This window comes from Bifidobacterium moukalabense DSM 27321 (genome assembly GCF_000522505.1).
GTDB classification, from domain to species: Bacteria; Actinomycetota; Actinomycetes; order Actinomycetales; family Bifidobacteriaceae; genus Bifidobacterium; species Bifidobacterium moukalabense.
In genome coordinates this window covers 36152-52355 of the sequence record NZ_AZMV01000006.1, presented here as the reverse complement: position 1 = coordinate 52355, position 16204 = coordinate 36152, and the positions used below count along the sequence as shown (strand labels likewise).

Annotated in this window: 12 protein-coding genes and 1 riboswitch; of the genes, 3 read left to right on the top strand and 9 right to left on the bottom strand. The window is 60.8% G+C overall.

Going from position 1 to position 16204, the window contains the following annotated elements; translation table 11 throughout:
* Complete coding sequence (gene dnaE / locus BMOU_RS06320) at window positions 1–3588, bottom strand: DNA polymerase III subunit alpha (protein WP_034875912.1); 3588 nt, start codon at window positions 3586–3588, stop codon at window positions 1–3.
* Window positions 3589–3835: 247 nt separating this feature from the next.
* On the opposite strand from dnaE, the gene BMOU_RS06315 reads away from it, so the two are divergent.
* Window positions 3836–4075 (top strand): hypothetical protein, encoded by a 240-nt coding sequence (locus BMOU_RS06315; RefSeq protein WP_034875911.1) that lies wholly within the window; start codon window positions 3836–3838, stop codon window positions 4073–4075.
* Here BMOU_RS06315 and BMOU_RS06310 read toward each other — a convergent pair.
* The 8 genes from BMOU_RS06310 to BMOU_RS06275 form a co-directional block, all read right to left on the bottom strand.
* Window positions 4045–4983: an RluA family pseudouridine synthase gene (locus BMOU_RS06310; RefSeq protein WP_034875909.1), complete on the bottom strand. Its 939-nt coding sequence runs from the start codon at window positions 4981–4983 to the stop codon at window positions 4045–4047. The two genes, BMOU_RS06315 and BMOU_RS06310, sit on opposite strands and share 31 nt — an antisense overlap.
* Window positions 4980–5507 (bottom strand): signal peptidase II, encoded by a 528-nt coding sequence (locus BMOU_RS06305; RefSeq protein ID WP_034875907.1) that lies wholly within the window; start codon window positions 5505–5507, stop codon window positions 4980–4982. Before BMOU_RS06305 ends, BMOU_RS06310 begins: the two co-directional genes overlap by 4 nt.
* A gap of 21 nt (window positions 5508–5528) precedes the next feature.
* Window positions 5529–6995 carry a DivIVA domain-containing protein gene (locus tag BMOU_RS06300; protein WP_034875906.1) on the bottom strand — a complete coding sequence of 489 codons (1467 nt, stop codon included), beginning with the start codon at window positions 6993–6995 and terminating at the stop codon, window positions 5529–5531.
* Between the two features lie 108 nt (window positions 6996–7103).
* Entirely contained in the window at window positions 7104–7385 is a 282-nt protein-coding gene (locus tag BMOU_RS06295; RefSeq protein WP_034875905.1) for a YggT family protein, read from the bottom strand.
* A 125-nt stretch (window positions 7386–7510) separates the two neighbouring features.
* Complete coding sequence (locus BMOU_RS06290) at window positions 7511–7993, bottom strand: cell division protein SepF (protein ID WP_034875904.1); 483 nt, start codon at window positions 7991–7993, stop codon at window positions 7511–7513.
* An 85-nt stretch (window positions 7994–8078) separates the two neighbouring features.
* The gene (ftsZ, locus tag BMOU_RS06285; protein ID WP_152535088.1) at window positions 8079–9263 is read right to left on the bottom strand and encodes a cell division protein FtsZ; all 1185 of its coding nucleotides are present in this window, start codon (window positions 9261–9263) and stop codon (window positions 8079–8081) included.
* A 152-nt stretch (window positions 9264–9415) separates the two neighbouring features.
* On the bottom strand, window positions 9416–10645 hold the full coding sequence (dusB, locus tag BMOU_RS06280; RefSeq protein ID WP_081738512.1) for a tRNA dihydrouridine synthase DusB: 1230 nt from the start codon (window positions 10643–10645) through the stop codon (window positions 9416–9418).
* Between the two features lie 9 nt (window positions 10646–10654).
* Window positions 10655–12130 carry a glycine--tRNA ligase gene (locus tag BMOU_RS06275; protein ID WP_034875903.1) on the bottom strand — a complete coding sequence of 492 codons (1476 nt, stop codon included), beginning with the start codon at window positions 12128–12130 and terminating at the stop codon, window positions 10655–10657.
* Window positions 12131–12364: 234 nt separating this feature from the next.
* Window positions 12365–12476, top strand: a riboswitch (TPP riboswitch).
* Between BMOU_RS06275 and thiM the strand changes: the two genes are divergently transcribed.
* On the top strand, window positions 12468–13364 hold the full coding sequence (thiM, locus tag BMOU_RS06270; protein WP_034875902.1) for a hydroxyethylthiazole kinase: 897 nt from the start codon (window positions 12468–12470) through the stop codon (window positions 13362–13364). It overlaps the preceding riboswitch by 9 nt.
* Window positions 13365–13534: 170 nt before the next feature.
* On the top strand, window positions 13535–16153 hold the full coding sequence (gene thiC, locus BMOU_RS06265) for a phosphomethylpyrimidine synthase ThiC (RefSeq protein WP_371851395.1): 2619 nt from the start codon (window positions 13535–13537) through the stop codon (window positions 16151–16153).
* Window positions 16154–16204 lie beyond the last annotated feature (51 nt).

Sequence of the window (16204 nt, the reverse complement as noted above, 5' to 3'; positions counted from 1 at the left end):
TCAGGCCATGGGCAGGGAACTGGGGCCGAAGAGTATCTTGATCTCGGCGAACAGGGAGGTGTCCCGCTTCACACGGAAACGGTCACCGAAGGTAAGCACCCTGGCGTTGCCTTGATCGTCCATGATGGCGAGTCTCACTTCGCAATAGCCGGGATGATTGTTCAGAATCTGCCCGAGCTGCATCACATGATCGCGGTTCAGCGCGACCTGCGGCAACGTGATCACGAGCGGTCTTTCATCCTCCGTCTCCAATGTCGGCACTTGGAATTCCGTGGCACGCAGGCTTACGGTTTCATCGCGCCGCTCGACCTGGCCACGGATCTGCACCACGGTATCGACGGCCAGTTCGGGCGCGGCCGCTTCGTACACCTTGCCGAAGAACATGCACTGGACGGAGCTTTCCAAATCCTCGATGGTGACGATCGCCCAAGGGTTGCCCTTCTTCGACACACGGCGGTCCACATTCGTGATCAGACCGGCCACCGTGACCTGTTGGCCATCAGGCATGGTTCCGGCACGGTCGATCAGATGCGCGATCGACATCTCACGCAAACTCGACAATACCGATTGCATGCCGCTCAACGGATGGTCGGACACATACAGGCCCAACATCTCACGTTCGAAATTGAGCTTGGTCTTCTTGTCCCACTCCTCCACATCCGGCACATTCACCATGGCATCGCCCATGCCGTCCTCCTCGGAGGGATCGTCCAGATCGGCGAACAGGTCGAACTGGCCCTCCGCCTGCTTGCGCTTGATGCCCACCACCGAATTGATGGCCGCCTCGTGAATGGTGAACAGCGCACGTCGGTTCGGATCGATCGAGTCGAAGGCTCCGGCCTTGATCAGCGATTCCACCAAGCGGCGGTTCAATGCGCTTAACGGGACACGACGCACGAAATCCGTGAAATTCACATACTTGCCATGGTCGTTCTCACGTTCCTTGATGATGTCGTCGACGGCGTTCTTGCCGACGTTGCGGATGGCACCGAGGCCGAATCGCACGACATCGCCGACCGCCGAATATTCGAACACCGACTCGTTCACATCCGGCGACAGCACCTGAATGCCCATACGCCGCGCCTCACCCAGATACAGCGCGGTCTTGTCTTTGTTGGTGCTGGCGCCCTGCAGCAGGGCGGCCATGAATTCCACCGGGTAATGCGTCTTCAGATACGCGGTCCAGTAGGAGATCAGACCGTATGCGGCGGAATGCGCCTTGTTGAACGCATAGCCGGAGAACGGCACCAGAATGTCCCACACGGCCTGAGCGGCCTCCTGCGAATAGCCATGCTCCTTCATACCCGCGAAAAACGGGATCTTCTCCTTGGCCAGCACCTCCGGCTTCTTCTTGCCCATGGCTCGACGCAGCACATCCGCCTTGCCGAGCGAATAACCCGCCAGAATCCGCGCGGCGGACTGCACCTGCTCCTGGTACACGATCAGGCCATAGGTCTCGTCGAGCACCTCCTTGAGCGGTTCGGCCACCTCGGGGTGGATCGGCGTGATCTTCTGCAGGCCGTTCTTGCGTTTCGCATAGTTGGTGTGCGAATCCATATCCATGGGGCCTGGCCGGTACAGGGCGATCAATGCGGAAATATCGTTGAAGTTGCTGGGCTTCAATGTTTTCAGCAGCGAACGCATACCGTCGGAATCGAGCTGGAACACACCAAGGGTGTCGCCTCGCGACAGCAGATCGTAAGTGGCCTTGTCGTCCAGGGGGATCCGGGTATGGTCGATGCGCTCCTTGCCGTTCGCCTCGATGTTGTTCAGGGTGTCCCGAATCACCGTCAAGTTGGAGAGCCCGAGGAAGTCCATTTTGACCAGGCCCAGCGTTTCGCACGTGTGGTATTCGAGCGTGGTGGTGACGGTACCGTCGGTACGCTCCAGGAGCGGCGAGGTGTTGGTGATCGGCTCGCTGCCCATGATGGTGGCGCAGGCATGCACACCGGTCTGGCGAATCAGCCCCTCGATGCCCATCGCCTCATCGGTCACACGCTTGGCATCCGGATCGGAATCATACAACTCACGGAACTCACGCGCTTCGGCATAGCGTTTCGAGGTCGGGTCGAAGATGTCGTGCAGCGGAATGTCCTTGCCGCCGGTCTGCGCCGGGGGCAGCGCCTTGGTCACGCGCTCGCCCATGGAGAAGTCGAAGCCCATGATGCGTGCGGAATCCTTCAGCGCCTGCTTGGTTTTGATGGTGCCGTAGATCACGCATTGCGCCACCTTGTCACGACCGTATTTCTCGCCGACATAGTCGAGCACACGGCCACGGCCGTCCGGATCGAAGTCCACGTCGATATCAGGCAGGGAGACTCGTTCCGGATTGAGGAACCGTTCGAAGATCAGGCCGTGCTGGATCGGGTCGAGTTCGGTGATGCCCATGGCGTACGCCACCATGGCGCCTGCCGCGGAGCCACGGCCGGGTCCCACCATCACGCCGTGCGTCTTGGCCCAGTTGATGTAATCGGCCACCACGAGGAAGTAGCCGCAGAACTGCATCTGGCAGATCACGCCGCATTCATAGTCGGCCTGCTTGAGCACCTCGATCGGCGGATTGCCGTCATAGCGTTTTTCTAAGCCCTCCTCGACCTTCTTCAGGAACAGCGAGGTTTCGTCCCATCCTTCGGGGCAGTCGAACTGCGGCATGAAGGCGCCGTCCTCATGATCGTCGAACATCACGTTGCAGCGTTCGGCGATCTCCAACGTGTTGTCGCATGCCTCGGGAATGTCCTTGAACAGTTCGCGCATCTCCTCGGCGGATTTCAGGTAGTAGCCGGTACCGTCGAACTTGAATCGTCCCGGCTCGTCGAGGGTGGAGCCGGAGTTGATGCACAGCATGGCATCCTGCGCGCCGGCGTCTTCGGCCCGCACGTAGTGGGAGTCGTTGGTGGCCAGCAACGGCGCATTGAGCTTTTTGGCGATGTCCAGCAGGCCGTCGGTCACCTGCCGTTCAATGCTCAGACCGTGATCCATGAATTCGATGTAGAAGTTGTCACGGCCGAAGATGTCCTGCAGCTCCCCTGCCGCACGCAGGGCCTCATCGAATTGGCCGAGCAGCAGTCGGGTTTGGATGATGCCTGAAGGGCAGCCGGATGAGGCGATGATCCCCTTGGAATACTTGGCCAGAATCTCCTTGTCCATTCGCGGGTAGCGCATGACACGGCCTTCCAGGTTCGCGTCGGTTGAGGCCTTCATGAGGTTCACGAGGCCTTCGTCGGTTTCCGCCCACATGGTCAGATGCGTGATCAGGCCACCGCCGGACACGTCGTTGGGGTTACGCTTGCGATGGTTCGGGTCAAGATCCGGATTCCAGTTGGTGTCCCAACTCACTCGGGTCGGATCCTGACGCGCGGTTTCCGGCGTGACATAGGCCTCGATGCCGATGATCGGTTTGATGCCGGCGTTGACCGCGGTGCTCCACATCTCATAGGCGCCATGCATGTTGCCATGGTCGGTGATGCCGACGGCCGGCATGTTCAGTTCCTTGGCGCGTTTGACCAGATCCGGTATCTTCGAGGCACCGTCGAGCAGCGAATAGTGCGTGTGGTTATGCAGTTGCACGAAGTTTCCGGAAGTAGCCATGCTCTCCAATCTACCTATGATTCCTGACGGCCGTTTACGCCGAAGGCCGCAATTCACCGCATCGGAACAACCGACACGCGCGCCTCGGCGCCGTGGCCTGCCCGTACGCCCATCGTCAGCGACACGCCGACGCCTGTGGATAACCCGTTTGATGCGTCCACAACCCCCGATTGCGCTGGACTTACGCCTTCCCGCCCGCTAGCGTCGCAACCGACCGGTATCCGCACCTTACGAACAAAGGAGTGCCATGACCCCCAAAACCCGCCGTGCATTGCGGCTCATCGCCCTGATCTGCCTGATCGTGGCCATACTGCTGGCCGTGGCGATCGTTGCGGGAATGCTGTATCTGCAGCGCGGCAGCTACAATCCGTTGGATTCGTTGGTGCTGATTGCGGTCTGCATGATGGTCGCCATCTGTCCGGTCTGCCTGCTGACCGCAATCGTATTGTTGGTGGTTCAGCTGATTGCCGGATTCATATCACGATGACGGTCGCGCATCATGTCGAGCGCATGCTGCAGGTCGGCCGGATACCGCGATCGGACGGTGGTCCACACATGCGTACGTGGGTGACGGAACTCAAGTTGCATGGCATGCAGCCACTGCCGTTCCAGTCCCAGCGTCTCGCCCAGCTGCGGATTGGCGCCGTACATCGAATCTCCCACCAACGGATGCCCGATGGACGAGAAATGCACGCGGATCTGATGCGTGCGACCGGTTTCCAGATTCACGGAAACAAGCGTCGCCTCGCCGAAACGCTCCATCACATCCCAATGGGTGATGGCCTCCTTGCCGGCCGGTGTTACGCAGAACCGGAAATCGGAGACCTTCGCGCGACCGATCGGCGCCTCGATGGTGGCCTTGTCCTCCTTGAGATTGCCCTGCACCAGCGCATGGTAGGTTTTGACGACCTCATGCTCGGCGAACTGCCGGCGCATCTCCACATAGGCAAGTTCGGATTTGCATACCAGCATGAGTCCGGAGGTACCGACGTCGAGTCGGGATACGATGCCCTGACGGCCCGCCGCACCGTACGATGTGATGTGCACGCCACGGTCGAGCAGACTGCCGAGCACGGTGGGTCCGGTCCAACCGACGGAGGCGTGTGCGGCCACGCCCACCGGCTTGTCGACCACGACCACATCATCGTCTTCATAGACCACGGCCATGTCGTGGGCGATCGGTTCCGGCTCGGCTCGTTCCTCGACGATGTCGAATTCAACGGTCTCCCCCGCCTGCAGGCTCGACGATTTGGCGATGTCACGGCCGAGTACGCGAGCCTGACCGGTTTCGATCAGGTCCGCGGCCTTGGCACGCGAGATGCCGAGCATCTTGGCCACGGCCACGTCGAACCGTTTCCCGACAAGCGCATCAGGTGCTGGAACCAGACGGCTCATGCTGCATCCGCCTCGGCGTTCTTCTCGTCAAGCTCCTTCTGGCTGAACGGCTCGCCGAACAGCAGCAACAGCACCGCGGCGATACCGGCGATCATCAGAAAGATGTCGGCGACATTGCCGACGGACCATCCGTAGTTCAGGAAGTCGACCACCTTGCCATTGAGAAAGCCCTCGGCATAGGCGATGCGATCGATGAGATTGCCCAACGCCCCGGCGAAGGCCAAGGCGAACACCACGGTCCATGCCATGGAGATGGTGCGTAGGGTCAGTACGATCAGCACCACGCAGGCCACGATGGCCAACAGGGAGATCAGCCACGTCATGTTGGAGCCCATACCGAGCGAGGCACCCGGATTATGCACCAACGTAAACGAGAGGATTCCGGGGATCACGCGCACGGTCCGCCCGTCGGCCAAGGCATGTTGGGCCCATGCCTTGGTGATCTGATCGAGGGCCAGCGCGATGACGGCAACACACGCAAAGACGGCTACGCGCCCGCGCAGCCGTCTTTGATCATTCGTCATAATGTCAGACACAGCCTAATCTCAGTTGTTCTGATCGACCTGGTTGTAGTTGTTCGTATCGGAGACCTGGGACACGAGCTGACCGAGGAACTCGGTAAGACGTGCGCGGTATTCGGTTTCGAACTGCTTGAGACCCTGGATATTGCCCTCGATGACCTTGGACTGGGATTCAAGGTTGTCGCGCACCTGCTGTGCGTAATCATCGGCGGCGGAACGGGTCTTGGCGTCATAGTCGGCGGCGCGGCGCTGTACTTCAGACTCATAGGTGTCGGCTTCGGAGTGCTTCGCGGAGAAGTACTGGTCGGCCTCACTGGTCTTCTGCGCGACGTAGGAATTGCCTTCGTTCTGCTTGTCGGACAGATACTGATCGCCTTCCTGAGTCTTCTGCGCGACGTAGGCGTCGGCTTCGTTCTTCTTCTGATTCAGGTATGCATTGCCCTCTTCGGTCTTCGCAGCGACATACTGGTCGGCCTCGTTATGACGGTCCTGCATGTAGGTGTCGGCATCCTGGCGGGTCTTGGCCGCATAGCTGTCGGCGTCGGAACGGGTGCCCTCGGAATAGGAATCCGCGTTGGCATGCGTGTTCTTGTTGTACTCGTCGGCTTCGGAGCGGGTGCGGTTGGAATAGTCGTTGGCCTTGCCGATGAGCTCATCGTACTTACGCTGGCTCTGTTCGGTGATTTCCTTGGCCTTGGCCTTGCCCTTGTCGACATACTGGTCATGCAGCTGCATGGCCAGGGTCAGCATGGCGGTGGCACGCTCCGGTTCGGTGGAGGCACCGGCCGCGGCGCCGGCGATCTTCTGCAGGCTGCCGGTCTCGGTACTCGGTTCGACCTTGGAGACCTGATCGCGCAGTTGCGCCTCACGCTGCTTGGATTCCTCAAGCTGCTGGGACAGGTTCTTGATCTGTTCGGCCTGCTGCTGGGCCACGACGACCTGCTGCTGGGCGGAGGCCAGCTGACGGGACAGGTCCTCGGTACGGGCGCGGAATTCATCACGCTCATGCTGCACGGCGTTGAGCTGCTTGCCAAGATCGGCCTGGCCTGCGGCCTGGGCGGCCTGGGCGGTGAGCTGGTCCACCTGATCGGACAGACGATCCACCTGATCCTTGAGCTGCTCGTTCTGGGCCGACAACGCACGGTTGCTTTCCTCGGCTTCCGTGAGTTTGGCGGCGGCGACCTGAGCAGCCTGGGCGGCCTGATCGCCGGCACCTGCGGCCTGTTCGGAGGCGGACTTCAACGTCGCGTTCTCCTGCTGCAGAGACTGCACCTGTGCACTAAGCTCGGAAATTTTGGAGTTGAGCCCCGCGACATCCGGACCAAGGGGCTGCGTGGACTGGCCGACGGCGACCGCCTGCTTGCCCAGAGCCTCAACTGTCTCGGTTACCTGATCGAGGAAATCGTCGACTTCATCGACGTCATAACCTTCCTTGAAACGCACGGTTTGGAAGGTATGCTCCCTAATATCTTTCGGCGTCAACAGAGCCATAAATCTTACACCTCGCTTTGGGCTTGATGCCTCGCTGTGTTGTATCAATTTCCGATGCTATCACGGAACCTACAGATTTACGCGGAGAAAGGGCGTTTCATCTGATAATTAGATAAGGAAATCAATCACAATAAGAATGAAATAAAGTACGATGAACGCGACATCGAAGTAGATGGGCCCCATAGGAATGGGCCGGATATATTGGCGCAACCAACGCAACGGCGGTTCGGTCAATTGGTAGACGGCACTAATCAGAGCGGAGATGACGCCACTGGGTCGCCAGGACCGGGACAGCACCGATACCCAGTCAAGAATCATGCGCACGAAAAGCACGAAAATATACGCGTTAATAAGCAGATGAACAATCTGACCGATCAAAGATAACAGCATACGCCCCACCCTACCAACATCGTATGAGAAATGGGCTGCATGAATACTTAAGGCTCATGCAAGCCAGTTTTCGCTGGGTGAAAAATGAAGGTTTTTCACCCAGCGAAAACCGGATCATGCGAATGTCAGTCGGCGAACAGGTCGTGGGCGGCGCTCGGAGCCTGAGGCTCCTCCACCTTGATGTTCACCTGAGCCGGGCTCAGCAGGAACACGCGCGGAGTGACACGTTCGATGGATCCACGCACACCGAACACCACGCCGGCCGAGAAATCCACGATGCGGTAGGCCACGGGCTCGGCCACGCCGGTCAGGTTCAATACCACCGGAATGCCATCGCGGATGGCGCGACCGACCAGCTGGGCGTCCTCATAGGATTTCGGATGAATCGTCGTGATACGGCTCACACGACCGCCTTGGAACGGATTGCTCTGTTCGCGCGATGAGGCCGCGGAGGTAGGAGACGTGGTGGAAGTCGAAGCCATGGGCGTCACCGAGTGGTCGGAGTCGAATGAGGTTTCGGTGCCGTCGGCTTCATCGGTGAAGTCGTCATCCTCGGCCACGTCGGACATGCCCAGATAGGACATCGCACTCTTCATGAATCCTGCCATGAATGTTCCTTTCGCCTGTACGCATCAAATCTAGCGCAGGAAATCCGGAATATCGAGATCGCCCGGATCGTTCGGGGAGACCACCTCATGTTCGGTGGTCTGGTCGAACGACTGGGGGGGCGTTCGGCTCCGGAGTGGACGGAATATAGCTCGACAGCGGCTGTACCTGCGGCGCCGCCGGGGTCTGTATCGGCTGTGGCTGCACCTGCGGCTGCTGAGGGGTTCCGGAGCTCAGTGCGGACACCGGCACCGTAGCGGTTGCCTGCGGCTGCTGCTTGTCCTCGGCAACGGCCGGTTCGGCCTTCTTGGAGTTGGCATCGAAGCCTGCAGCGATGACGGTGATGCGCACCTCGTCGCCGTAGGCGTCGTCCAGGGACAGGCCCCAGATGATCTGCGCCTCCGGATGGATGGCCTTGCGCACCAGCTCGGTGGCCGCCGCGGCCTCCTGCAGTTTGATGTCGGTCGGGCCCGCGATGTTGATGAGTGCGCCATGTGCACCTTCGATGCTCTCTTCCAGCAACGGCGAGCTGATGGCGATTTCGGCGGCTTGGGTGGCACGATCCTCGCCTCGTGCGGAACCGATGCCGAACAGGGCGGTGCCGGCACCACGCAGAATGGCGTTGACATCGTTGAAGTCGACATGAATGTAGGAGTTGGCGGTAATCAGGTCGGTGATGCCCTGTACACCCGCCAGCAGTGCGGTATCGGCGGTCTTGAAGGCATCGACGATACCGATCGTGCGATCGGACAGTTCGAGCAGTCGATCGTTCGGAATCACGATCAGCGCATCGACCTCCTTGCGCAGATTCTCAATGCCAAGTGCCGCGGAAGCCGCACGCTGAGGTCCTTCGAAGCTGAATGGTCGAGTCACCACGGCGATGGTCAGGGCACCCTGCTGATGCGCGGCGCGTGCGACGATGGGGCTGGCTCCGGTACCGGTGCCGCCGCCTTCGCCACAGGTCACGAACACCATGTCGGCGCCCTTGAGCGATTCCTCGATATCGGACTGATGATCCTGGGCGGCCTTGGCGCCCTTCTCCGGGTCGGCTCCCGCGCCGAGCCCACGGCTTGAGGCATCGTTCAAAGAGATCTTGACATCCGCATCGGAACGCAGCAGATCCTTTGCATCGGTATTGATCGCGATGAACTCAACGCTCTGCAGACCTTCGGCAATCATGCGATTGACGGCATTGCCGCCGGCTCCACCGACACCGACGACCTTGATGTTGGTCTTGTCGTTGAAATTGTCAGTCTGGGCAATCTCGCTCACCATTGTCTCCTGTCACTCACGTTTACGCATAACTCTATCGCAGACGGCCTGATATTACGCGCACTTTTCCGGGCGTGTACCGGCGTTTCGTCGACTTTTTTATCTTGCCGGCGTTTCCTATTCGTTCCAAGGCCCGGACGGAACCCCGCCGCTCAGTAGCTCGCATCCATCGGGTCGTCCCCGAACAGCGCCTGCCGTTCGGCGTGCGTGGTTTCGCGGGATTCCAACCATCCATAAGGCAGATGAACCTTCTTCGCAAAACGCACGCGCCCCCTTGGTTTGTCCGCCACCCTCTCGGGAAACCGAATGCTCGGATCGAGTTTTCCGGCCTCTCGGCGAACATCCGCAAGGTTTTCACATTCCATGAACGCACGACGGGTGGAACCACCTACCGGGAACCCCTTGAGGTACCACGCGACATGCTTTCTCAGATCGTGAACGGCCATTCGCTCATCACCGTCATAGAACTCCGTCAGCAACCGGGCATGACGTTCGATCACCGCGCAGACATCCCCCAAAGTCGGGTCCATGCGTTCATCGCTACCGGCGAACGCATTCTTGATGTCTGCGAACAGCCACGGCCGCCCTTGGCAGCCACGGCCGATGGCGACTCCCGCGCAACCGGTTTCGGACACCATGGCCAACGCATCGTTGGCACCCCAGATATCGCCGTTGCCGAACACCGGAATGTCCAGCGCCTCAACCAGTTCGCCGATGCGGCTCCAGTCGGAATGCCCTCCGTAGTACTCGGCGGTGGTGCGCGCATGCAGGGTCACGGCCTTGCAGCCCTCCTCCTGCGCGATATGCCCTGCCTCGAGGAACGTCTCGTGGTCGTGGTCGATGCCGACGCGGATCTTGGCCGTCACCGGCACGTTCGCCGCGTCGCAGACCTTGACCACGCGCTGGATGATCTCGCGGAACAGATCCGTCTTCCAGGGCAGGGCCGAACCGCCGCCGCGCCGCGTCACCTTGGGCACGGGACACCCGAAATTGAGGTCCACATGATCGGCCATGTTCTCGTCGATGACGATTTTCGCCGCCTGCTCGACGATCGCCGGATTCACACCATACAGCTGCAGCGAACGAATCTTTTCACTGGGTTCGAAATGGCACAGACGCAGCGCCTTGGGATTGCGGGCGACCAGCGCCCGCGCGGTAATCATTTCCGCCACATACAGACCATCCGGGCCATAGCCCTCGCAGATTACACGGAACGGCCAGTTGGTGACTCCCGCCATTGGCGAAAGCATGACCGGCGTCTCGACGTGGACGGGCCCCAGATCGACGGGTTTGATAACAGGAGGAACCGACGGCCGGGCCGCGTCGGTGCGCGGATCGAGCACGTCGGTTTCCTCGTAGGCGGTCACAATGCTATCGGGCATACGGATGCTTTAGTACAGGCCACCGGCCTCGGCGATCCTGACGGATTCGGGCCATGCCTCACCGCCCATCTCGACCGGCACCTGCGGATAACGGGTATGCTTCTCGCCGACGCGGGCGGCAACGTAGTCAGCCACCTTGTCGAGGGCCACGCGCTCCTGCTGCATGGTGTCGCGTTCGCGGATGGTGACGGCCTGATCGTCGAGGGTATCGAAATCGACGGTCACGCACAACGAGGTGCCGATTTCGTCCTCACGGCGGTAGCGACGCCCGATGGCGCCGGCCTCGTCGTAATCGATCATCCAGTCATGCTGGCGCAGATCGGCGGCCAGGTTCTGGGCCACGGACTGCAGTTCCGGCTTCTTGCTCAGCGGCAGCACGGCGGCCTTGACCGGGGCCAGGCGCGGATCGAGGCGAAGCACGGTGCGCTTGTCGACGCCGCCCTTGGTGTTCGGCGCCTCGTCGACGTCGTAGGCGTCCACAAGAAATGCCATGAGGGAACGGGTCAGGCCGGCGGCCGGTTCGATGACGTACGGCACGTACTTCTCGCCGGTGGCCTGGTTGAAGTAGCTCAGGTCCTCTCCGGAATGCTTGGCATGGGCGGACAGATCGAAGTCGGTGCGGTTGGCCACGCCTTCGAGCTCGCCCCAATCGGAGCCCTGGAAGCCGAACTTGTACTCGATGTCGACGGTGCGCTTCGAATAGTGGGCCAGCTTCTCCTTCGGATGCTCGTAGTGGCGCAGGTTCTCCGGCTTGACACCGAGATCGATGTACCACTGAGTGCGGGCGTTGATCCAATACTGGTGCCATTCCTCATCGGTGCCCGGAGCCACGAAGAACTCCATCTCCATCTGCTCGAACTCACGGGTACGGAAGATGAAGTTACCCGGGGTGATTTCGTTACGGAAGGACTTGCCCATGTTGGCGATGCCGAACGGCGGCTTGGAACGCGAGGAGGTCATCACGTTCTTGAAGTCCACGAAGATGCCCTGCGCGGTTTCCGGGCGCAGGTAATGCAGCGAGTTCTCGTCCTCGACCGGGCCGAGATGGGTGCGCAGCATCATGTTGAAGTCGCGCGGCTCGGTCCAGTTGCCACGGGTGCCGCAATCCGGGCACACGATGTCTTTCAGGCCGTTCTCCGGCAGCTTGCCGCCGTGCTTCTCGGCATAGGACTCCTCGAGCTTGTCGGCACGGTGGCGCTTGTGGCAGTTAAGGCATTCGATCAACGGGTCGTTAAATACGGACACATGGCCGGAGGCCACCCACACGGCCGGCGGAAGGATGATGGACGTGTCGACGCCCACCACGTCACCTCGGGTGACGACCATGGAACGCCACCATTCGCGCTTGATATTGTCCTTCAGCGCGACGCCGAGCGGACCGTAATCCCAGGCGGAACGGGTTCCGCCGTAGATTTCGCCGGCGGGGAACACAAAGCCGCGACGCTTCGCGAGGGATACGACTTCATCGAGTTTGGATACAGCCACAATGCACCTTCTGGTTTGAACGGTTTGGGGTCTTTTACAAGCGCACAGCCTACCGATATGTGCTGACAGCCGAAGTCCCCGATACCGGCTTTGCTGCATTGCAACAATGTGACGTTATTCGGCGGTTCCGTTAATGGAAGAGATCACACTCGAACTACGTGGGGAGATCCGAAGAAAAGGCACGCCACGCGCCGATAATAACTGTCAACACCCTCGTATAGGTTGAAAAGCGCTTTGTACATGCAGGGGAGCCTCCGTCGTGCGGACGGAAGCTGAGATAGGCGGAAAGCCTGACCCTTTGAACCTGTTGGTTAGGACCAACGTAGGGAGCAGCGTCATGAGTGACAACTCATATGTCGATACCTCATATAGCAGTGCCTCTATCGATGCACTGCGCGAACGGATCGCGCAGGCCGTCAACGACGTGCGCAAGCAAACGCCGCTGGCGCAGTCATTCACCAATTTCGTCACCATCAACCTCGTAGCCAACGCCCAGCTTGCGGCCGGCGGCACCGCGGCCATGAGCTTCCTGCCGGACGACATCGTCGACACCGCCGAAATCGCGGGGTCGAACTACATCAATGTCGGCACGCTCCTGCCGTTCTACAAGGAGGCGCTGCCCCAGATCGCCTATAAACTGCACAAGAACGGCAAGACCTGGGTGCTTGACCCGGTCGCCGCCGGCATCGGCAAGACGCGTACCGCGATTCTCGAATCCTTCCGCACCTATCCGCCGACCATCGTGCGCGGCAATGCCAGTGAAATCATCGCACTCGACGCGATGTGGGGACTCGCCGCGTCCGACTCCGCCGCTCCCGGCACCCGTCCGGCAGGCGTGGAGGCCGTCGATGAGGTGGATGCCGCGATCGAGGCCGCCCGGCGCATGGCACGGCATCTGGCGAAGCACTCGCCTTCAGGCAAGGGTGCCGTCGCCGTATCCGGTGCCGTCGATCTGGTGACCGACGGCGAGCATACCTTCCGACTGCCCGGCGGCAGCGCGATGATGACGAAGATCACCGGCGCCGGCTGCTCCTTGGGCGGCGTGACCGCAACGTATCTGGCGGTCGCCGAACCATTGGTCGCAGCCGTTTCCGCATCATTGCTCTACAATCGCGCGTCCGAAATCGCCGAGAGGGAATCCAACGGACCGGGTTCCTTCCAGGTTGCGCTGCTTGATGCCTTGTGGAATGTGACCGCCGAACAGGTGGCCACTTCCGAGATCATCGAGGACTGACGATTCCACCGCACGTCATGCATGCATATTCCGCCGACCGTCGGCCATCATGCATGGCGGCATACGTCGGATGCCCGCAGCTCCGGCACCAAATCGCATGATCGGCAGGACTTCCGGATTACTTACCAAAACAAGGGGAACCAACAATGAATGATTATCCATACGCATCGATGCGTGACTGTTTCGACATGAGCGCGTACTTCGTGGTCGGCCCGCAGGACTGCAAGGGCCGCCCCATCACGGACGTGGTCGATGACGCGTTGCGCGGGGGCGCGACCTTCATCCAATTACGAGCCAAAAACGCGGATGCCCAGGAACTGACGCTTATGGCGCAGGACATCGCGCAGATCATCGAAGACAACGACAAGTCCGATACCGTGGCCTTCGTGATCGATGACCGTGTGGATGTGGTCTGGCAGGCCCGCAACAAAGGCATCAAGGTCGACGGCGTGCACATCGGGCAGACCGATATGGAGCCGCGTGAGGCCCGCGCGCTACTTGGCGAGGATGCCATCGTGGGCCTGTCCGCCGAAACCGAAAGCCTGGTGAGACTCATCAACGAACTGCCGGACGGCTGCATCGACTATATCGGCGCCGGCCCGCTGCATGTCTCCACCACCAAGCCGGAAGCCTCCGTAGGTGGCAACGACGGTTCCGGGCACACGCTCGACGAGGACCAGATCAACACCATCTGCGCGGCGAGCGATTTTCCGGTCGTGGTCGGCGGCGGCGTCACGGCCGATGACATGGAAATGCTGGCCCGTTCGAAGGCGGCCGGCTGGTTCGTGGTGTCGGCGATCGCCGGTGCGGACGATCCGGAGGCGGCCACCCGTGAAATGGTGGAACGTTGGAAGGCCGTGCGCGGGGAGACGAAGCACGGCTTCGCGCCGCGCGTGAAGGCCGCCGATGCCGAGACCACGGAAAACGCGCAGCCGCTCGCAATCAACGCCGAGAAGTTCACCAATGCGAAGGAGGCGAAGGCCGCTTCCAAGCTGGCCAGACAGCAGCGCGTGGACATCGCCGCGCGCGACTCCAGGCAACGGGACAGGGCGCATATCCGCAAGACCACGTCGGTGCATTTCGAAAACCAGTTCGGTTCCTACGATCTTGAGGTGCCGTACACCGAAATCAAATTGTCCGATACTCCGGGCGTCGGTCCGAACGCACCGTTCAGGGACTACAACACCGAAGGACCGAAGTGCGATCCGAAGGAAGGTTTGGCGCCGCTGCGTCTCGACTGGATTCGCGACCGCGGGGACATCGAGGAGTATGAGGGCCGCCGGCGCAATCTCGAGGATGACGGCAAGCGTGCCATCAAGCGCGGCAAGGCGTCCAAGGAGTGGCGTGGCCGCCGACATAAGCCGCTGAAGGCGAAGGATCACCCAATCACCCAGATGTGGTATGCGCGCCACGACATCATCACGCCGGAAATGCGTTATGTTGCCGAACGCGAGCACTGCGACGTGGAACTGGTACGTTCCGAACTGGCCGCAGGCCGCGCGGTCATGCCGTGCAATATCAACCACCCCGAGGCCGAGCCGATGATCATCGGCTCAAGATTCCTTACCAAGCTCAACGCCAACATGGGCAATTCCGCGGTGACCTCCTCCATTGACGAGGAGGTGGAGAAGCTCACGTGGGCTACCAAGTGGGGCGCCGACACCGTGATGGACCTCTCCACCGGCAACGACATCCACACCACCCGGGAATGGATTCTCAGGAACTCCCCCGTGCCGATCGGCACCGTGCCGATGTACCAGGCGCTTGAAAAGGTGGAGGACGACGCCTCCAAACTCAGCTGGGAGCTGTTCCGTGACACCGTGATCGAACAGTGCGAGCAGGGCGTGGACTACATGACCATCCACGCCGGCGTGCTGCTGCGCTTCGTGCCGCTGACCGCCAACCGCATGACGGGCATCGTCTCGCGCGGAGGGTCGATCATGGCCGAATGGTGCCTGCAGCATCATCAGGAAAGCTTCCTGTACACGCATTTCGACGAGCTGTGCGAGATCTTCGCCAAGTACGACGTGGCGTTCTCCCTGGGCGACGGCCTGCGGCCCGGATCGCTGGCGGATGCCAACGACGCGGCGCAGTTCGCGGAACTCATGACCTTGGGCGAACTCACCCAGCGGGCGTGGGAGTATGACGTGCAGGTGATGATCGAAGGCCCGGGGCACATTCCGTTCGACACCGTACGCATGAACATCGAAATGGAGAAGGCGATCTGCAAGGACGCCCCGTTCTACACATTGGGCCCGCTGACCACCGACACCGCGCCCGGCTACGACCACATCACCTCCGCGATCGGCGGTGTGGAGATCGCCCGTTACGGCACCGCCATGCTGTGCTATGTGACGCCGAAGGAACACCTCGGTCTGCCGAACAAGGATGATGTCAAGCAGGGCGTGATCGCCTACAAGATCGCCTGCCATGCAGCCGACATCGCCAAACACCACCCGCATGCCATCGACCGCGATAACGCGATGAGCAAGGCGCGTTTCGAATTCCGTTGGCTCGATCAGTTCAATCTGAGCTACGATCCGGACACGGCCATCGCCTTCCATGATGACACCCTGCCCGCCGAACCCGCGAAGATGGCGCATTTCTGTTCGATGTGCGGCCCGAAGTTCTGCTCGATGGCCATCTCGCAGAACATCCGCAAGAGGTTCGGCAACGCCGAGGCACAGGAGAGGCTCGTGGCCGATGCGCAGACCATCGCGGCCGGCATGCAGGCAATGAGCGAGAAATTCCGGGAAGGCGGCTCCACGCTCTACCAAAGCGCGCAATAAACCGAGACAAGAGACCTTCCGACCATTCACGGCCCGTTCCACGACCAGCCC

Bases quoted from the DNA above. Each gene is read 5' to 3' on its own strand.
- dnaE (WP_034875912.1), bottom strand. From the start codon at position 3,588: ATGGCTACTTCCGGAAACTTCGTGCAACTGCATAACCACACGCACTAT.
- BMOU_RS06315 (WP_034875911.1), top strand. From the start codon at position 3,836: ATGACCCCCAAAACCCGCCGTGCATTGCGGCTCATCGCCCTGATCTGC.
- BMOU_RS06310 (WP_034875909.1), bottom strand. From the start codon at position 4,983: ATGAGCCGTCTGGTTCCAGCACCTGATGCGCTTGTCGGGAAACGGTTC.
- BMOU_RS06305 (WP_034875907.1), bottom strand. From the start codon at position 5,507: ATGACGAATGATCAAAGACGGCTGCGCGGGCGCGTAGCCGTCTTTGCG.
- BMOU_RS06300 (WP_034875906.1), bottom strand. From the start codon at position 6,995: ATGGCTCTGTTGACGCCGAAAGATATTAGGGAGCATACCTTCCAAACC.
- BMOU_RS06295 (WP_034875905.1), bottom strand. From the start codon at position 7,385: ATGCTGTTATCTTTGATCGGTCAGATTGTTCATCTGCTTATTAACGCG.
- BMOU_RS06290 (WP_034875904.1), bottom strand. From the start codon at position 7,993: ATGGCAGGATTCATGAAGAGTGCGATGTCCTATCTGGGCATGTCCGAC.
- dusB (WP_081738512.1), bottom strand. From the start codon at position 10,645: ATGCCCGATAGCATTGTGACCGCCTACGAGGAAACCGACGTGCTCGAT.
- thiM (WP_034875902.1), top strand. From the start codon at position 12,468: ATGAGTGACAACTCATATGTCGATACCTCATATAGCAGTGCCTCTATC.
- thiC (WP_371851395.1), top strand. From the start codon at position 13,535: ATGCGTGACTGTTTCGACATGAGCGCGTACTTCGTGGTCGGCCCGCAG.